Raw genomic sequence first — 16,950 nt, forward strand, 5'->3', positions numbered from 1 at the left:
CACTCACGCCATGAAGAGCTTGTAGGCCGGATTGTCGCTCTCCTGCCAGTAGCGGTAGCCGATGGCGTCCAGATACTCGGCCACGTGGGTACGGTCGTCGGCGGGCACCTGCATGCCGACCAGCACGCGCCCGTAGGCGGCGCCGTGATTGCGGTAGTGGAACAGCGAGATGTTCCAGTCGTGGGGCAGCTGGGTGAGAAAATTCATTAAAGCGCCCGGGCGCTCGGGAAACTCAAAACGGTAGAGCTCCTCTTCGAAGCGCTCGCTGGGGCGTCCGCCGCTCAAATGGCGAATGTGCAGCTTGGCGAGTTCGTTGTCGGTCAGATCCTCCACCGGGTAGCCGGCTTCCACCAGCCGGTCGATGACGGCACGGCGGTCCTCGCCGCCGGGTTTGACCTGCACGCCGACGAAGATGTGGGCCTCGTGATCATCGGCGTAGCGGTAGCTGAACTCGGTGACCATGCGCCGGCCCAGCGCCCGGCAGAATTTCTTGAAGCTGCCGGGGGTCTCTTCGATGGTGACCGCCAGAATCGCTTCGCGCTGCTCGCCAAGCTCGGTACGCTCGGCGATGTGCTGGAGCCGGTCGAAGTTGGTATTGGCCCCGGAGTTGATGCACAAAAGCGTCTGCCCTTCAACGCCAGTTTGCTGAACGTACTTTTTCAAGCCGGCCAGCGACAGCGCCCCGGAGGTTTCCGACACCGCCCGGGTATCTTCGAAGATATCCTTCACCGCCGCGCAGATCTCATCGGTATTGACCGTGATGACGTCGTCGATCAGCGTTTTGGCCAGATTAAAAGGCACCTCGCCGATCTGCGACACCGCTACGCCTTCGGCGAAGGTACCCACCTGGTCGAGCACCACGCGCTCGTTTGCCGCCAACGCCGCCTTGAGGCAGGCGCTGTCTTCGGCCTCGACGCCGATCACCTTGATATCCGGGCGCAGGTACTTAACGTAAGCCGCCACGCCCGCGATCAACCCGCCGCCGCCGACAGGCACGAAGATCGCGTCCAGCCGGCCGCTGTGCTGGCGCAAAATCTCCACGCCGATGGTGCCCTGGCCTGCGACCACGTCGATGTCATCGAAGGGCGGAATGTAGGTGTAGCCGTGCTCGGCGATCAGCTCGTGGGCGTGGGCGGCGGCATCGGAAAAGGCGTCGCCCTTGAGTACCACGCGCGCCCCGCGCGAGCGCACGCCCTGCACCTTGATCTCCGGGGTGCTGCGGGGCATGACGATGGTCGCTTTGACACCCATCAGCTTCGCCGCCATGGCCAACCCCTGGGCGTGGTTGCCGGCGGAAGCGGCGATGACGCCTTTCGCCTTCTGCTCCTCGGAAAGCTGGGCCATCTTGTTGTAGGCGCCGCGAATCTTGAACGAGTAGACCGGCTGCAGATCCTCGCGCTTGATCAAAATCTGGTTGTGAAAGCGACGCGACAAAAAGGGAGCGGGTGAAATGGGCGTTTCGCAGGCCGCTTCGTAGACGCGGGCCTGGAGGATCTTTTTGACGGTAGCTTCGAGCATGCGGATATCCAGACGGTGAAAAGACCCAAGGGCCGAGAGAAAAGCCTTTATTGGTAGCAGATCGCGCCCGGCCGCGTCCAGCGTTATAGGCGTGCATCAACACATCGCGCCAGAAACGCTATACTGGCGCCGCCCACCACTGCCCGGAGCCCTTCATGACCCAGGACGAACTCAAAGCCGCCGTCGCCGATGCCGCCATCGACGAAATCACCCCGCACCTTGAACGCACGACCGTGCTGGGGATCGGTACCGGCTCGACGGCGAATCTTTTCATCGACCGATTGAAACCGCTGCGCGACCGCTTTCGCGGCGCAGTGGCAAGCTCTGACGCCTCGAAAGCGCGCCTCGAGGCGCTCGGTATCGAGGTGTTCGAGCTTAACGAAGTGGGATCGGTACCTTTCTATATCGACGGCGCCGACGAAGTGAACGCTCACTTTCACATGATCAAGGGCGGCGGCGCGGCGCTGACTCGCGAAAAGATCGTGGCCGCCTGCGCCGAGCGCTTCATCTGCATCGCCGACGGTTCCAAGCGCGTCGAGACGCTAGGGCACTTCCCGCTGCCCATCGAGGTCATTCCGATGGCGCGCTCTTACGTTGCCCGGGAACTGGTCAAGCTCGGCTTCGACCCGGTGTATCGCCAGGGCGTGGTGACCGACAACGGCAACCAAATCATCGACGGCTATGATCTAGCGATCGACGACCCGGTCGCGATGGAAACGCGCCTAAATGCCATCGTCGGCGTGGTCACTAACGGGCTATTCGCCGCCCGCGGCGCCGACGTGCTGCTGCTGGGCACCGACAAGGGCGTCGAGCGAAGCGAGCGCTAACTCACCGGGCGCTCGTCGCCCTGAGAAAGCAGCACGTCGAGCCCTTCCAGCGTGTGCGAAAGCGACCCCTGATGGTCGCGGATGACGTCGACGCCCGCCTGTCCCCGCGCTTTCGCCAAGGCGGGGTCGGCCAGCAGCGTCGCGACCGCCAATCCCAGCGCCGCCGGCGTCTCGACCCGCTCCAGCGCTTTTGCCTTCAGAAGCGGCTCGGCCACGTCGATGAAGTTCTCGAGCGACGGCCCGCAGAGCACCGGCCGGCCCAGGGCGGCGGGTTCGAGTACGTTGTGCCCGCCAAGCTCAACCAGAGAGCCGCCCACGAACGCCGCATCTCCTGCTGCGTAGAGCGTGGCGAGCTCGCCCAACGTATCGCCCAGGTAGACCTCGACGTCGTCAGAGATAGCGGCGTTCTCGCTTCGCCGCGCCGTCATCCAGCCTTCGCGCTGGCAAAGCTCGGCGACCTCGTCAAAGCGCTGAGGGTGGCGCGGTACAAGGATCAACAGCGCCCTGGGGAAGCGCTGGCGCACCGCCCTGTGGGCGCTCAAAACGAGTGCCTCTTCGCCGTCACGGGTCGAGCCCGCCACCCACACCGGACGCTCACTCTCACCAAACAGTGAGCGCTTACTATCTTCAGGGCAGCTTTCGCTAACGGCAACGTCGAACTTGAGCGAGCCAACGACGCTTGCGCGTTTGGGCGCGCCCAGGGCCTGGAAGCGGCGGGCGTCGGCGGTGGATTTTGCCGCCAGCCAGTCGACGTTATTCAGCGCACCAGCCATTAGCGGGCGAATGCGCGCGTAGCGCGAAAACGCTCGCTCGGAGAGGCGCCCATTGACCACCGCTACCGGCACGCCGCGCCGGGCGCAGGCGTGCAGCAGGTTCGGCCAGAGCTCGGTTTCGAACATCAGCGCCATCGACGGCGCTACGCGGGCGACAAAGCGCCGCGCCGCGCCGGGAAAATCCAGCGGTAGAAAGCGGTGGGCCAGCCGCGGCTTTAGCGCATCCGTTTGAGCGTCGATCAGCGCCTGCGCCTGGCCGGCGCCGGTGGCGGTCATGGTGGTGATCAAGAGGCTGTGGTGCGGGTAGCGCGCCAGCAGCGCCTCGATCAGGGCTTTTGCGGCGCGCACCTCGCCGACGGAGGCGCAGTGGAGCCAGATCCTTGGCGCGGGCGGAAGCGCGCCAAGGCCGAGGCCCAAGCGCTGGCGGCGCGGGTAAGTGGGCACTTGCTCACGCCAGATACGCTTAAAGATCAGAGGAGAGAGCGCGTAGAGCGCCGCCGAATAGAGTGCTCGCGCCAGCCGCTGCTGGGCTTTCGACTCGGTCAACGGCGCCGACATTAGCGCTCGCGCTCGAGAATGGTGTCGATCATACCGGAGGTGGAAACGCCGTCCTCGAAGCCAAGCACCTTCACTTCGCCGCCGTTGGCGAGCACCGCTTGGCTGCCGGCGATCTCGTCCACGCGGTAGTCGCCGCCCTTGACCAGAATGTCCGGCAGCACGTCTTCGATCAGCGCCTGCGGGGTGTCGTCGCTAAAGGGCACTACCCAGTCCACCGCGCCGAGCCCGGCCAGCACCTGCATGCGCCGTTCCAGCGGGTTGATCGGGCGCTTCTCGCCTTTTAAACGGCGAATGGAGGCGTCGTCGTTGACCGCGACGATCAGCCGGTCGCCCAAGCGCTTGGCCTGTTCCAAGTAGCTGACGTGGCCAGCGTGCAGAATATCGAAGCAGCCGTTGGTCATGACCACCCGCTCGCCGCGGCCGTGGGCGGCGCGTACGGCGTCGCAAAGCGCCGCTTTGTCGGTGACACCGAACTCAGCGGGCCGGTCGCCGTAGTGGGCTCGCGAAAGCTCCTCGACGCTGAGCGTGGCGGTGCCGGGCTTGGCGACGACGAGCCCGGCGCCCAGGTTGGCCAGCATCATCGCGTCCGGAAGTTCGCTGCCCGCCGCCAGCGCCAGCCCTAAAAGCGCGATCACGGTGTCGCCGGCGCCGGTCACGTCGAACACTTCCTGCGCCCGGGTGGGCAAATGCAGGGCCGCGTGGTCGCGGCGAATCAGGGTCATGCCCTTTTCGCTGCGCGTGATCAAGAGTGCTTCGAGCTCGAGCTCGGCGCGCAGCGCCTCGCCCTGACGCTCCAGCGCCTCATCGGAATCGCACACCCCGGCCACCGCCTCGAACTCGCCCAGGTTGGGGGTGATCAGACTTGCCCCGCGGTATTTGGTGAAATCGACCCCTTTGGGGTCGATCAACACCGTCTTGCCCAGCCGGTTGGCCATCTGGATCAGCTTCTCGACCTGGTTGAGCGTGCCCTTGCCGTAGTCCGAGAGGATCATCACGTCGGCATCCGCCAGCGCCCTCTCCACCCGCGTGAGCAGCTCGTCGGTGTCGGTACCGGCCAGCGTCTGTTCGAAATCAAGGCGAATGAGTTGCTGGTTGCGGCTCATCACGCGCAGCTTGGTGATGGTGGGAAGCGCCTCACTTACCTGGAAGTGAGTGCTCACCCCGGCGTTAGTCAGCGCGTTTTGAAGCAGAGTGGCGTGCTCGTCACGGCCTACGACGCCGGCAAGTGATACTTGTGCGCCGAGCGAGGCGACGTTGAGCGCGACGTTGGCCGCCCCACCCGGGCGGTCGTCGGCGCCGTCCACGCGGACCACCGGCACCGGCGCCTCCGGGGAGATGCGCGAGGTGCTGCCGTGCCAGTAACGATCGAGCATGACGTCACCCACGACCAGCACGCGGGCGCGGGCAAGCGCGTTGAGATCAACTTTCATTGGTAGGCCCCGTGATGGTGGGTCGGGTGTGTTCGAGCAGCGCGTCGAGCTTTTCGATCACGTCGTCGGTTCTGATCAGGTCCATGGCGTCGGCATGACGCACGCGCTGGCCCCAGCTCACCTCCCCCACCGATTTGTTCAGATAGGTACGCACCGCCTGGGGGTAGGCGTTGACGGCAAAATCGCGCCATAAATAGGGCGCGGCGCGCTGCGGATTGGTCGTGGCGTAGAGCCCGAGGGTCGGTGTGCCCAGGGCGTTACCCATGTGCGCCGGGCCCGTGTCCGGGGCGATCACCGCGCGCGCCTCATCGACCAGCGCCAGCACCCCTTTCAAGGAGGTGGCGCCGATGGCGTTGACGACGCTGCCGGGCTGGCAGAGCGCCTCGATCGCGTCGCCCATTTCGCGCTCGGCGGCGCTGCCGCCGCCGGTCAGCACGCTTTTCAAGCCGTGGTGGGTAAAGGCGTGCTCGATGACGCTGGCATACCCTTTCACCGACCAGTTGCGAAAATTGCGCAGCCGCGGATTGCTGCAGGGATTGATGACCAGGTAAGGCGCCTCGCCGGCCAACGCACGCGCTTCCTGATAGGCGGTATCCGGGATGGCCAGATCCCACGTCAGACGGTCGTCGCTCACACCGAGTAGGCGGGCGAAGTCCATGAAGGAGTCGAGCACGTGGGGGTTGCTTCGCGGATTGATCTGGCGCTGGGTGAACCAGTGCTGGAAATCCTTGGCTCGGGCATTGTCAAAGCCTACGCGTACCTTCGCCTTGAGCCCGAGCGATAGCACGCTTGCGCGAATCGCCTGCTGCATGTGCAAAAGCACATCAAAGCGGGTATCGGCCAGCTCTCGCCAGATCCGGCGCATGCCAGCAAGGCCGGTGGCCTTGTCGAAAACGACGAACTCGACCCCGGACAGGCCCGCCAGTAGACTGTGCTCGCCTTTACCGATGATCCATGTAATGCGCGCCTCGGGCCATTGGCGCTGCAGCGCGCGCACGGTGGGCACGAGATTGCATACATCGCCCAGCGCGGAAAGGCGCAGAATGGCAATATGACGAGGATCCTTGGGCAGAGAGGGCTTCATGCGCTTAGCGGCACTCCAGCAAAAAAATTGGCTGATTCTACACGATGTGGACAGTTTAAGTGACGACGACGCGCCATACCAACCCGGGCCCGCGCTCTTCGACGGACAGGCGTGGCGCCGGGCGGGCCTGGTCACCGGCGAGGCTCCGGGGCGCGGCGAGAGCCTGTTTTTACAACACGGCGAGTCGCAGTGGGTGCTGCGCCCCTACCGGCGCGGCGGGCTGGTCGCCCATCTGTGCCAAAAGCGCTACCTGTGGCTCGGCGCCGAGCGCACCCGCGCCTTTCGTGAACTGCGCCTGACCGCCGCGCTATATGATCAGGGCCTGCCGGTGCCCCGCCCGGTGGCCGCCGGGGTGAAGCGCGAAGGCCCTGGCTACCAGGCGACGCTGATCACGGTGCGCATCGAAGGTGCCCGGGCGCTGGCATCGCGCCTGTCCGAGGCCAGCGCCAGCGATGCGCTGCTCGAGCGGGTGGGCGAGATGATCGCGCGCTTTCACAAGAGTGGGCTCGACCACGTCGATCTCAACGCCCGCAATATCCTGATCGACGCCGAGGACGCGCCCTGGCTCATCGACTTCGACCGCTGCCGGTTTCGCCAACCCGGTAAATGGCAGATGGACAATCTCGAACGGCTGGCGCGCTCGGTAGCCAAATTTAGCGCGGCGACTGATGCCGTGATGACCGCCATTTCCGCAGGCTACGCCAAGGCGTCGTAGTAACCCATCAGGCGCTTGACGTGCTGTTTGTTGCTGAAATGGCGCTCGACCCGCGTGCGCGCCGCCGCCCCCATCGCTTGTCGGCGCGCATCGTCGTCAATGAGCGCGGCCATGGCGGCGCGCCAGGCTTCGACGTCGAAAGGCCCGACCAGCACGCCAGAGGCCTCGTCGACGAGTTCGGGCAGTGAGCCGGTGTTGGAGCCGATGATCGGCATCCCGCACGCCATGGACTCGATGATTGTCAGGCCAAACGCTTCGTTTTCCGAGGGAATGCACACCAGATCGAGCACCGGCAGGATCTCGGTGAGATCTGAGCGATGGCCCAAAAAGCGGATCCTGTCGGCAAGCGGTGTGCCGTCGATCATCTCGACCAGCGTTTGATAGAACTCCTCGGTGCCGCCGGAGGCGTAGTCGGTCCCACCAATCGAGACCGCGAAGAAGTCGAGCGTTTCCGGCAACGCCAAAAGCGCCTTCACCCAGACGTCCTGCCCCTTGCCCGGCGTCACCCGACCGGGCAGCCCGATCACCACCGCTGATTCAGGGATGCCGAGTTCGGCGCGCTTGGCGGCGATGCGCGCTTTGTCCGTTACCGGGTGATAGGTATCAATATTGACGCCGTGGGGCAGGCAGATCACGCGCTCACGCGGCACCGGCAGGTTGTTGACGTTGCGTACATGAGTCGCCTGGCTGATGGAGAGTACGTAGTCAACGTTTCGATAGGCGAAGCGGTGATAGGGGCTTTTCTTGGCGCGCTGTCCGCCGACGTGGTCGGTGTAGAGCACGCGAAGGCTTGGTAGCAAAAGCTTCAAAAGCGCGGTGAGGCGCAAGTCGCTGGACTTGTGGCAGTGGACGATGCGCACGTTTTCATCGATCAGCCAGCGGCGGATACGCCAGGCACTTTTCAGCGCATCCAGGTTGCTCGAAAACGCCTTGAAGGCCACGCCGTGTCGCTGGAAGTAGGTTTCGATACGGGTCTGGCGCAGGCAGATGCCGATGACCTCGACCCCTTCCGCGTTCAGATCCTCGATGACCCGGTCGACGTAGAGCTCCATGCCGCCCTTGCCGTCGGACATGCAAAGCTGCAGCACCTTTGCCGCTTTTCCACTCGCCTGGTGGCCACCTTCTGTTTTGTCACCTGCTGATTTTACATCTTCAGCTTCTACACCCTTGGCCATTACGCCTCGCCTTCTCTGCACCGTTCAACAAGTTATGCGTTGTCTTGTAGTATACAGGCTGCAATTAACGGGGTATTCACCATGGCGCAGAAAGTGCTGGTCGTGCGCAACGACAAAATCGGGGATTTCATGCTGGCCTGGCCGGCGCTTGCCTGCCTGAAAAGCGCCTCGCCGACACCGCACGTCAGCGTGCTGGTGCCGGCCTACACCGAGGCGCTGGCCCGCGCCTGCCCCTGGGTGGACGAGGTGATCGTCGACCCGGGCCAAAGCGGTGACAAGCGCGCGCAAAAGGCGCTGCTCGACACCGTCAAAGCCGCCCGCTTCGATGCCCTGCTGACACTGTTCTCGACGCCGCGTATTGGCTTTCTTGGCTGGCGGGCGGGCATACCGCTACGTTTGGCGCCCGCCACCAAGTGGGCCCAGATTTTCTATAACGCGCGAGTCACCCAGCGCCGCTCGCGCTCAGAAAAGCCCGAGTACCAGTACAACGTGGATTTGGCCTGCCAACTACTCGAGCGGCTCTCGCTCAAGCTCACCCGCCTGCCCACACCGCCTTTCTGGCCGCTGGCCAGTGAACAGGTTGCGCACCAGCGCCAGGCGCTGACGACGGTCGCGTCTTCCTGTGCGGTCGTGGTACACCCGGGCAGCGGCGGCTCGGCGGTGAATCTCTCGCTCGAACAGTACGCCGCGCTGATCCACCAGGTGAACGCGCAAGCAAAAGCGCCGCCCGCCTGGTGGATCAGCGCAGGGCCGGGGGAAGAGGCGCAGGCCGACGCCCTGATCGAGGCGCTGGCAGCGCAGGGCATCGAGGCCAACCGCTTGGCGCCGAGCGCGAGCGTCGAGGCGTTCGCCTATCAGCTTGCCGGCGCCGATCTCTTGATCGCCGGCTCCACCGGCCCTCTGCACATCGCCGGGTGTTTGAACATCGCCACCGCCGGCTTTTACCCGGCCAAGCGCTCGGCCACGCCGCTTCGCTGGCAGACCTGCAATGACGCCGACAGGCGCCTGGCGTTTAGCCCACCCGCGAGCGCCGACGAGCAGGAGATGACGGCCATCGATATCGGCGCCGCCGCCGGCGAGATCTCAGCGCTTATCGACGCCTTGCTTGCCGCGCACCCAGAGCGCAGCGTACTTGTTGAAGGTGGAGTGGGCGGAGAGAATGGCGAGGAGTAGCCCCTGAGCGCCGTCGCGAAAGCCCGCCTTGAGCAGGTACATTTTAAGAAAGCAGCCCAGCCCGTGCATCACGCCTTGGCCGAGGGAGGCGCTCTTGCCGCGGGCGGCGCGCTGCTCCGCCCAGGCATCGGCGTAGTGAGCGGATTTTTCCAGGTAGTGGCGCACGTCGCGGTAGGTGTAGTGCAATAGATCGCCGCTCAAGGGAAGCACTTTGAGCGAATCCGGAACGACCAGCTTTTCGTGCACCAGCGCGGCGTTATAGGAAGCGCGCCCCTTGGGGTATAGGCGCAGCACCCGGTCGGGGTACCAGCCGGAGTGGCGGATGAAGCGGCCAAAGCACCAGGAAAGCCTGGGTGCGCTGTAGACCGCCGCCGGCCCCTTTACCGCCGCCTGAATACTCTCTCTGAGCTCGTCGGTGACGCGCTCATCGGCATCGATCATCAAAATCCACTCAAAACGCGCCAGCGCCTCGGCGCGCTGGCGCTGAACGCCAAAGCCCTGCCAGTCGGCCTCGACGCTGACGTTGTCGGTGAACTCCCGGGCGATGGCAAGCGTCTCATCCTGGCTTCCGGCGTCGAGCACGGCGATGTCGTCGACGAAGGTGAGGGTTTCCAGGCAGGCGCGAAGGTGGTGCGCTTCGTTTTTGACGATCAGTACGGCGGAAATGGCCACAAATTACCCTTGCGCGTTCGAAGACCGCGACCCGGCGCCTTCGTTGGACTCATTCGTCGCGGCGAAGGGGAATCTGCCACCCGCGCACGACACATTTGGTAAGCTAGCATACTCATTTGGTTAAGGATGAAAAGGGATATGGCATGGCGTTGATAAGGAGCTATCGGCTCACCCCTTGGCTGCCGCTTTTGATCATTGGCGCCAGTTTTGGCTACGCCGTGACGGTGGTCACCCGCCTGCCCTGGTGGACACTTTTCCCCATCGCGGCGGTTTGGGTAGCACTCGGGCTCAAGCTTCGCTGGGGGGCGCCCAAACGCGAGCGCTACAAGCCGGTGTGGCCCTGGTCGCTCGTCCCCTTAAGCCTTCTAGGTATCTATGTCTATTTGGCCGACAGCTTCGGTAACGTGGATCTCGGCGCGGTGTTTTTCCATCTGCAGGCGGGCATTACCGACCACGGCGGCGGCGGCAAGATGGTCGTCGCCGTGATCTACGTGCTGATCATACTCGCGCTTTTAACCTCGATTACGTGGATGGCCCGTCGAGATCCGCGCTGGCGGTTGGCAGAGCGCTTCTTCGCGCTGGCGCTTTTGGCGATCAACCCGCTGCTTTATGGCCTTGGCCAGCGCAGCGCGGCCATCGTGACCGACGACGGCGAGTGGCTCGATCGGCGCTATGTAGCGCCGCCCACCGTGACGCGCTCCGACCCGCCCAATTTGCTTTTGATGTACCTGGAGAGCATGGAGCGCACCTACTCGAGCGACATCTTCGGCGACGCCTACGCCGATCTCGAGGCGCTTGGCGAGCGCGGCTGGGTGTTCGAAGGCGTGCGTCAAATGGACAACACCGGCTGGACCATGGCCGGCATGATCGCAAGCCAGTGCGGCGTGCCCCTGATGCCCGCGGGGCTTTTACACGACACCCAGTTCGAGCCGCTTACGCAGGTGGTGCCCGGCGTTAACTGTCTGGGCGACGTGCTGGCAGATCAAGGTTACCGGTTGAGCTACTTGGGCGGGGCCAGCTCGCAGTTTGCCGGCAAGGGGCTTTTCTACAACGGGCACCAGTTCCAAACGGTCAAGGGCAAGGAGGACTGGCTCGCCGAGCTCGACGACCAGCAGTACGTCAACAGCTGGGGCGTGTACGATGACACCCTTTACAGCGAAACCGAGCGCGAGATTCGACGGCTCGAAAATGAGGACGACGGCCCCTGGGCGGTGGTCAACCTGAGCCTGGCCGGCCACTCCCCCCACGGCTTTCCTTCGCAAACCTGCATCGACCGCCAGGGCGACTTCGACGGCCAGGACATTCTCTTCTCGGTGAAGTGCTCCGCCTGGCAGGCGCGGGATCTGATCGAGCGCCTGGAAGCCGAGGGCCTTTTGGACAATACGCTCGTCGTGCTCCAGAGCGATCATTTGACCATGCGCGTGCCGGTGTGGGACCAGCTCACCGCGCTCGACCGCGACAATACACTGATCATGCTCGGCGACGGGCTCGAGCCCCGGCGCATTCGGCGAAACGCCACCATGCTCGACGTATTTCCGACGATTTTGGAGGCGATGGGCGTGCCGCTGGATGAGCACCGCGCGGGGCTCGGGGTGTCTCTGTTGGGCGACCGCTCGACGCTTACCGAGACCCACGGGCTCGACGTGCTCAACGAGCGCCTGCGTGAGGAGACCGCGCTGCAGCACCGGCTGTGGGAAGGTCTCGCCCCGCAGCGCCAGAACGCCACCCCCTCCCCTGCCGAGCAGGTCGTCGAAACGCCGTCCGACGCCCCGCTGGAGGTGGAGAACGTCAGCCGCTGACGATCACGCCAGGCGTGCCGGACTGCACCGCGCCCACGGCATCATACACGCTCGCCTCGGTCAGCTGGTTCAGGCAGTTGGTATGGCCCAGCGGGCAGACCCGCTTGAAACAGGGCGAGCACGAAAGGCCCAGGTAGTGCACCGTGGCGCTGTCGGTGAGCGGCGGCGTGTAGCGCGGTGATGACGAGCCGTAGAGCGCGTGGATCGATACCCCCACCGCCGCCGCTACGTGCATCAACCCGGAGTCGTTGGTGACCACCTGGCGGCAGTCGGCGAGCAGGTCCACCGCGTCGGCAAGCGCGGTCTGCCCGCACAGGTTGTGAACATGGCTTAGCCCTGCACTGATCACTTCCCCCACCGCGTGATCCTTCGGCCCGCCGAAAATGCGCACCTCGAATCCCTCGTCAGTCAGCCGTTTGGCCAGACCATGAAAGTACGCCGGCGGCCACTGCTTGGCCGGGCCGTACTCCGCGCCGGGCATCATGCCGATCGCCGGGCGCGACGACAGCGCAAGCTTCAGGCGCAGGTTCACCAGGTTGTCGTGATCCACCGAAAGCCTGGGCGGGGCAATAGTGAAATCGCCGCGCCGCGCTTCTTCTTTGGATACGCCAAGCGAGACGAAGCGCTTCACGGTCTGGTCGAGCACGCGTTTATCGAGCTTGCGCGTCTCGGTCAAAAGCCCGTAGCGGTACTCGCCGAGAAACCCGACCCGCTCAGGGATTCGCGCTAGAAACGGCACCAGCGCCGCCTTCCAGGAGCGCGGCAGCACGATGGCCATATCGAACCGGCCTTTCAACCGGGCGGCCAGCTCGCGCCGGCTTTTGAGGCCAAACTCGCCGTGGCCCACGCCCAAGGGCAGCACCTCATCGACCTGAGGCATGCGCGCCAGAATCGGCTGGGACCACCCCGGGGCGACCACGCTCAAGGTGGCGCCTGGATGGCGCGCCTTGAGCTCGATGAACAGGCTCTGGGCCATCACCATGTCCCCCACCCAGGAGGGCCCCACGACTAAAAGCCGCTTGGCGGTGTCAGCCATTGAGCCACTCCAGGTACGCCTTCACGCCCTGAGCGACGGTCTTGAATTCGACGTCGCAGCCGGCGTCGCGAAGCCGCGAGATGTCCGCTCGGGTGTAGCTCTGGTAGCGCCCCTTGAGCTCGTCGGGAAAGTCGATGTAGTCGATCTGCCCCTTACCATAGTAGTCGATGACCGCCTCGCCGATCGCCTTGAACGGCTCGGCGCGCCCGGTGCCCAGGTTGAAGATGCCGGAAACGTTAGGGTGATCCAGAAACCACAGGTTCACGTCCACTACGTCGCCCACGAAAACGAAGTCGCGGCTCTGCATGCCCGCTTCATAACCGTCGAACGCGCCGAAGAGCTTGAGCGTCTGACCATTTTTGACCTGGCCGTGGTTGTGAAACGCCACGCTCGCCATTTTGCCCTTGTGTTGCTCGCGCGGGCCATAGACGTTGAAGTAGCGAAACCCGACCACTTGGGTGGTGAGCGTCGGCATGCGCGCGCGCACGTGCTGGTCGAACAAGAGCTTCGAGTAGCCGTAGACGTTGAGCGGCTTTTCGAACTCCGGCGACTCCTTAAACACTTCGCTGCCGCCGTAGGTGGCCGCCGAGGAGGCGTACAAAAAGGCGATGCCGTGCTGCTCGCAGTACTCCAAAAGCACCTTCGAGTACTCGAAGTTGTTCTCCATCATGTACTGGCCGTCCCACTCGGTGGTATCCGAGCAGGCGCCTTCGTGAAAGATCGCCTCGATCGCGGGCAGATCATTGGGCTCGCCGCGCAGGGATGCCTGCACTTCCATGAGGAAGGCGTCCTTGTCGCGGTAGTCAAAAAGCGTACAGTCGACCAGGTTCACGAACTTGGTGCCATCCGATAGATCGTCCACCACGACGATGTCGGTGCGCCCGCGCGCGTTGAGCGCCTTGACGATATTGGCGCCGATAAAGCCGGCCCCACCGGTCACTACGATCATAAGAACTCCTTGAAAAGCGCTCTGGTTGGCTTTGGTGCCTATAACCCATCTGCCTGGGATTGTATACTTGACGGCTTCTGAATTCATGGCCAATGGTGCTTTTTGCGATGAGTGTCTCGACGAACCAATCGACGCCAGATGTGTCGACCTTTCAAGGCTTGATCCTTGCGCTGCAGCAGTACTGGGCGGAACAGGGCTGCGTGATTCTTCAGCCGCTGGACATGGAAGTAGGCGCGGGTACCTTCCACCCGGCCACTTTCCTGCGCTCGATTGGCCCGGAAAACTGGAACGCCGCCTACGTGCAGCCTTCACGGCGCCCCACCGACGGGCGCTACGGCGAAAACCCGAACCGCCTGCAGCACTACTACCAGTTTCAGGTCGTGATGAAGCCCTCGCCGCAAAACTTCCAGGACCTGTACCTGGGCTCGCTCAAGCGCCTGGGACTCGATCCACTGGTGCACGACGTGCGCTTCGTCGAGGACAACTGGGAGTCGCCGACCCTCGGCGCCTGGGGGCTTGGCTGGGAAATGTGGCTCAACGGCATGGAAGTGACCCAGTTCACCTATTTCCAGCAGGCCGGCGGCATCGAATGCTACCCGGTGACCGGCGAGCTCACCTACGGGCTTGAGCGCATCGCCATGTACCTGCAGGACGTGGACAGCGTCTATGACCTGGTGTGGGCGGTCGCGCCGGACGGAAGTAAAGTCAGCTACGGCGACGTCTACCTGCAAAACGAGCGCGAGCAGTCCACCTACAACTTCGAGCACGCCGACGTCGACCAGCTCTTCGCCAACTTCGACCACCAGGAGAAGGAGTGCGGCAAGCTTCTGGAAGCGAAGCTACCGCTGCCCGCTTACGAGCAGGTGCTCAAGGCCTCGCACACTTTCAACCTGCTGGATGCCCGCCACGCGATCTCGGTGACCGAGCGTCAGCGCTTTATCCTGCGCGTGCGCACCATGGCCCGCGACGTGGCCCACGCCTACTTTGAATCGCGCAAGGCGGAAGGCTTCCCCATGGCTTCTGATGCGCTTCGCCGTGAACTACTAGACGACCAGGGAGACGCCTAAATGGCCGCTGATACGCTGTTACTCGAGCTCGGTGCCGAGGAGCTTCCGCCGACCGCTCTCGACGCGCTCTCAAACGCCTTTGCCGACGGTATCGAAAAAGGCCTAACGGAGGCCGAGATCGCCTTCGATAACGTGATCGCCTACGCCACGCCGCGGCGGCTGGCCGTGCGCGTCGAAGGGCTTGCCGACAAGCAGCCCGACCGCGAAGTCGAAAAGCGCGGCCCGGCACTGGCCGCCGCCTTCAAGGACGGCGCGCCCACCAAGGCCGCCGAAGGCTTCGCCCGCTCCTGCGGGGTCAGCGTCGACGAGCTGATTCATCTGGAAACCGATAAGGGCACCTGGCTTGGCTATCGCGAGCGTCAGGCGGGTGAAAGCGTTCAGGACCTGCTGCCGGCGCTTTTGCGTAAAACGCTGGCCGCGCTTCCGGTGCCCAAAAACATGCGCTGGGGCAGCTCGCGCATCGAATTCTCCCGCCCGGTTCACTGGCTGCTCGCGCTTTACGGTAGTGACGTGATCGCCGCCGAGGCGCTGGGCCTCGAGGCGAGCCGCACGACCTACGGCCACCGCTTTCACGCCCCGGATGCGATTCAACTTACGCATGCCGACGACTACCTCGAGGCGCTCGAGAACGCCTACGTGCTAGCGGATCGCACCAGGCGCCGCGAGCGTATTCGCGAGCAGGTACTGGCGGAAGCCGAAGTTCATGACGCAACGGCAGTGATCGACGAGGATCTGCTGATCGAAGTCAGCGGTTTGGTCGAGTGGCCGGTGGCGTTGACCGGCACCTTCGATGAGCGCTTTCTGAAAGTGCCCGGCGAGTGTCTGATTTCGTCGATGAAGGCGAACCAGAAGTACTTCCACCTGCTCGATGACGACGGCGCGCTCAAGCCCTTGTTCATCACTATCTCCAACATCGAGAGTCAGGACCCGCAGCAGGTCATCTCGGGCAACGAGAAGGTGATTCGCCCGCGTCTGGCGGACGCGGTGTTCTTTTATGACACCGACCGCAAACAGAGCCTCGCTTCGCGCATTCCCCAGCTCGAAAGTGTCGTCTTCCAGCAGCAGCTCGGCACGCTGGCCGATAAGGTGCGCCGTAGCACCGCGATCGCCACTTATATCGCACAAAAAATCGGCGGCAACACCGGCCATGCCCAGCGCGCAGTAGCGCTGGCCAAGTGCGATCTGGTCACCGAAATGGTGCTCGAATTCCCCGAGCTTCAGGGCATCATGGGCCGCTACTACGCCGAACAGGACGGCGAACCCGCCGAGGTCGCCCAGGCAATTGAAGAGCAGTACCTGCCCCGCTTCGCGCTGGATGACATTCCGCAAAGCCAAGCGGGCAAGGCGCTGGCGCTGGCAGACAGGCTCGATACGCTGGTGGGCATCTTCGCCATCGGCCAGCGCCCGACCGGTGCCAAGGACCCCTTCGCCCTGCGCCGCGCCTCCATCGGCGTGCTGAATATTCTGGTCAAGGGCGAGCTCGACCTGGACCTGCGCGAACTCTTGAGCGTGGCCGCCGAGCAGCATCGCGAGCTTGCCAAGGACGGCCTGGTCGACGACGTACTAACCTATATGCTGGATCGCTTCCGCGCCTGGGGGCAAGAAGAAGGGATCAGCGCCGAGATGTACTTGGCCGTTCGCGCCCGCCCCGTGACCAAGCCGCTGGACTTTGCCCGCCGCCTGCGCGCGGTCAAGGCGTTCACCCAACGCGAGGAAGCAACGGCGCTGGCCGCCGCCAACAAGCGCGTCTCCAATATCCTCGCAAAGCAAGAACACGACGGCAGCACTCGGGTCGATGAAGCGCTTCTACAGGAAGACGCCGAGCTCGCGCTGTTCGAAGCGGTTTCCCAGAGCCAGACGCGGGTAGCTCCGCTATTCGCCGAAGGCCACTACCAGCAGGCGCTGGACACGCTCGCGGAGCTTAGAGCGCCGGTTGACCGATTCTTCGATGAGGTCATGGTCATGGCGGAAGATCCCGGCGTGCGCCAAAACCGTTTAGCGCTGCTGGCGAGCCTTCAAGCGCTCTTTTTGGAAGTGGCGGATATTTCGCTACTGCCGCAGTAACTTCCTTAAAACGCGATGCTAAAAGGGGCGCCTTGCGCCCCTTTTTTATGACTGCTTATACCTCTTGAGCACACTTTCAATCGCCGTGTTTCACGTGAAACACTTTTTAA

General features: G+C 63.9%; 14 protein-coding genes. 6 read left to right on the top strand and 8 right to left on the bottom strand.

What is annotated here, in order from left to right:
• Window positions 1–3 precede the first annotated feature (3 nt).
• Window positions 4–1,518, bottom strand: coding sequence for a threonine ammonia-lyase, biosynthetic (ilvA, locus tag ACGLWX_RS10170; RefSeq protein WP_396239486.1), 1,515 nt, complete (start codon window positions 1,516–1,518; stop codon window positions 4–6).
• 155 nt (window positions 1,519–1,673) lie between these two features.
• Between ilvA and rpiA the strand changes: the two genes are divergently transcribed.
• Entirely contained in the window at window positions 1,674–2,345 is a 672-nt protein-coding gene (gene rpiA / locus ACGLWX_RS10175; protein WP_252107744.1) for a ribose-5-phosphate isomerase RpiA, read from the top strand.
• Here the strand turns inward: rpiA and waaA are convergent.
• From waaA to ACGLWX_RS10190, 3 genes are read right to left on the bottom strand one after another with little or no spacing between them, the layout of a single operon-like run.
• Complete coding sequence (waaA, locus tag ACGLWX_RS10180; protein ID WP_396239488.1) at window positions 2,342–3,676, bottom strand: lipid IV(A) 3-deoxy-D-manno-octulosonic acid transferase; 1,335 nt, start codon at window positions 3,674–3,676, stop codon at window positions 2,342–2,344. The genes rpiA and waaA overlap by 4 nt on opposite strands.
• Window positions 3,676–5,106, bottom strand: a complete 1,431-nt coding sequence (gene hldE / locus ACGLWX_RS10185; RefSeq protein WP_396239490.1) for a bifunctional D-glycero-beta-D-manno-heptose-7-phosphate kinase/D-glycero-beta-D-manno-heptose 1-phosphate adenylyltransferase HldE — start codon at window positions 5,104–5,106, stop codon at window positions 3,676–3,678. Before hldE ends, waaA begins: the two co-directional genes overlap by 1 nt.
• Window positions 5,096–6,190 (bottom strand): glycosyltransferase family 9 protein, encoded by a 1,095-nt coding sequence (locus ACGLWX_RS10190; RefSeq protein WP_396239492.1) that lies wholly within the window; start codon window positions 6,188–6,190, stop codon window positions 5,096–5,098. Before ACGLWX_RS10190 ends, hldE begins: the two co-directional genes overlap by 11 nt.
• Between ACGLWX_RS10190 and ACGLWX_RS10195 the strand changes: the two genes are divergently transcribed.
• On the top strand, window positions 6,189–6,905 hold the full coding sequence (locus ACGLWX_RS10195) for a 3-deoxy-D-manno-octulosonic acid kinase (RefSeq protein ID WP_396239494.1): 717 nt from the start codon (window positions 6,189–6,191) through the stop codon (window positions 6,903–6,905). The genes ACGLWX_RS10190 and ACGLWX_RS10195 overlap by 2 nt on opposite strands.
• Here ACGLWX_RS10195 and ACGLWX_RS10200 read toward each other — a convergent pair.
• The gene (locus tag ACGLWX_RS10200; RefSeq protein WP_396239496.1) at window positions 6,887–7,978 is read right to left on the bottom strand and encodes a glycosyltransferase family 4 protein; all 1,092 of its coding nucleotides are present in this window, start codon (window positions 7,976–7,978) and stop codon (window positions 6,887–6,889) included. The two genes, ACGLWX_RS10195 and ACGLWX_RS10200, sit on opposite strands and share 19 nt — an antisense overlap.
• Window positions 7,979–8,161: 183 nt before the next feature.
• On the opposite strand from ACGLWX_RS10200, the gene ACGLWX_RS10205 reads away from it, so the two are divergent.
• Window positions 8,162–9,253 carry a glycosyltransferase family 9 protein gene (locus tag ACGLWX_RS10205; protein WP_396239498.1) on the top strand — a complete coding sequence of 364 codons (1,092 nt, stop codon included), beginning with the start codon at window positions 8,162–8,164 and terminating at the stop codon, window positions 9,251–9,253.
• On the opposite strand, the gene ACGLWX_RS10210 is transcribed toward ACGLWX_RS10205, so the two are convergent.
• The gene (locus ACGLWX_RS10210) at window positions 9,164–9,925 is read right to left on the bottom strand and encodes a glycosyltransferase family 2 protein (RefSeq protein ID WP_396239500.1); all 762 of its coding nucleotides are present in this window, start codon (window positions 9,923–9,925) and stop codon (window positions 9,164–9,166) included. The two genes, ACGLWX_RS10205 and ACGLWX_RS10210, sit on opposite strands and share 90 nt — an antisense overlap.
• A gap of 143 nt (window positions 9,926–10,068) precedes the next feature.
• Between ACGLWX_RS10210 and ACGLWX_RS10215 the strand changes: the two genes are divergently transcribed.
• Entirely contained in the window at window positions 10,069–11,724 is a 1,656-nt protein-coding gene (locus ACGLWX_RS10215; protein ID WP_396239501.1) for a sulfatase-like hydrolase/transferase, read from the top strand.
• Here ACGLWX_RS10215 and waaF read toward each other — a convergent pair.
• Window positions 11,714–12,760 carry a lipopolysaccharide heptosyltransferase II gene (gene waaF, locus ACGLWX_RS10220; RefSeq protein WP_396239502.1) on the bottom strand — a complete coding sequence of 349 codons (1,047 nt, stop codon included), beginning with the start codon at window positions 12,758–12,760 and terminating at the stop codon, window positions 11,714–11,716. The genes ACGLWX_RS10215 and waaF overlap by 11 nt on opposite strands.
• Entirely contained in the window at window positions 12,753–13,709 is a 957-nt protein-coding gene (gene rfaD / locus ACGLWX_RS10225; protein WP_396239504.1) for an ADP-glyceromanno-heptose 6-epimerase, read from the bottom strand. Before rfaD ends, waaF begins: the two co-directional genes overlap by 8 nt.
• A 107-nt stretch (window positions 13,710–13,816) precedes the next feature.
• On the opposite strand from rfaD, the gene glyQ reads away from it, so the two are divergent.
• Both glyQ and glyS read left to right on the top strand, forming a co-directional pair.
• The gene (glyQ, locus tag ACGLWX_RS10230) at window positions 13,817–14,776 is read left to right on the top strand and encodes a glycine--tRNA ligase subunit alpha (protein ID WP_396239506.1); all 960 of its coding nucleotides are present in this window, start codon (window positions 13,817–13,819) and stop codon (window positions 14,774–14,776) included.
• Window positions 14,777–16,840, top strand: coding sequence for a glycine--tRNA ligase subunit beta (glyS, locus tag ACGLWX_RS10235; protein WP_396239508.1), 2,064 nt, complete (start codon window positions 14,777–14,779; stop codon window positions 16,838–16,840). It abuts the gene before it with no gap.
• Window positions 16,841–16,950 lie beyond the last annotated feature (110 nt).

This window comes from Halomonas sp. HMF6819 (assembly GCF_044335525.1).
Lineage (GTDB): Bacteria > Pseudomonadota > Gammaproteobacteria > Pseudomonadales > Halomonadaceae > Vreelandella.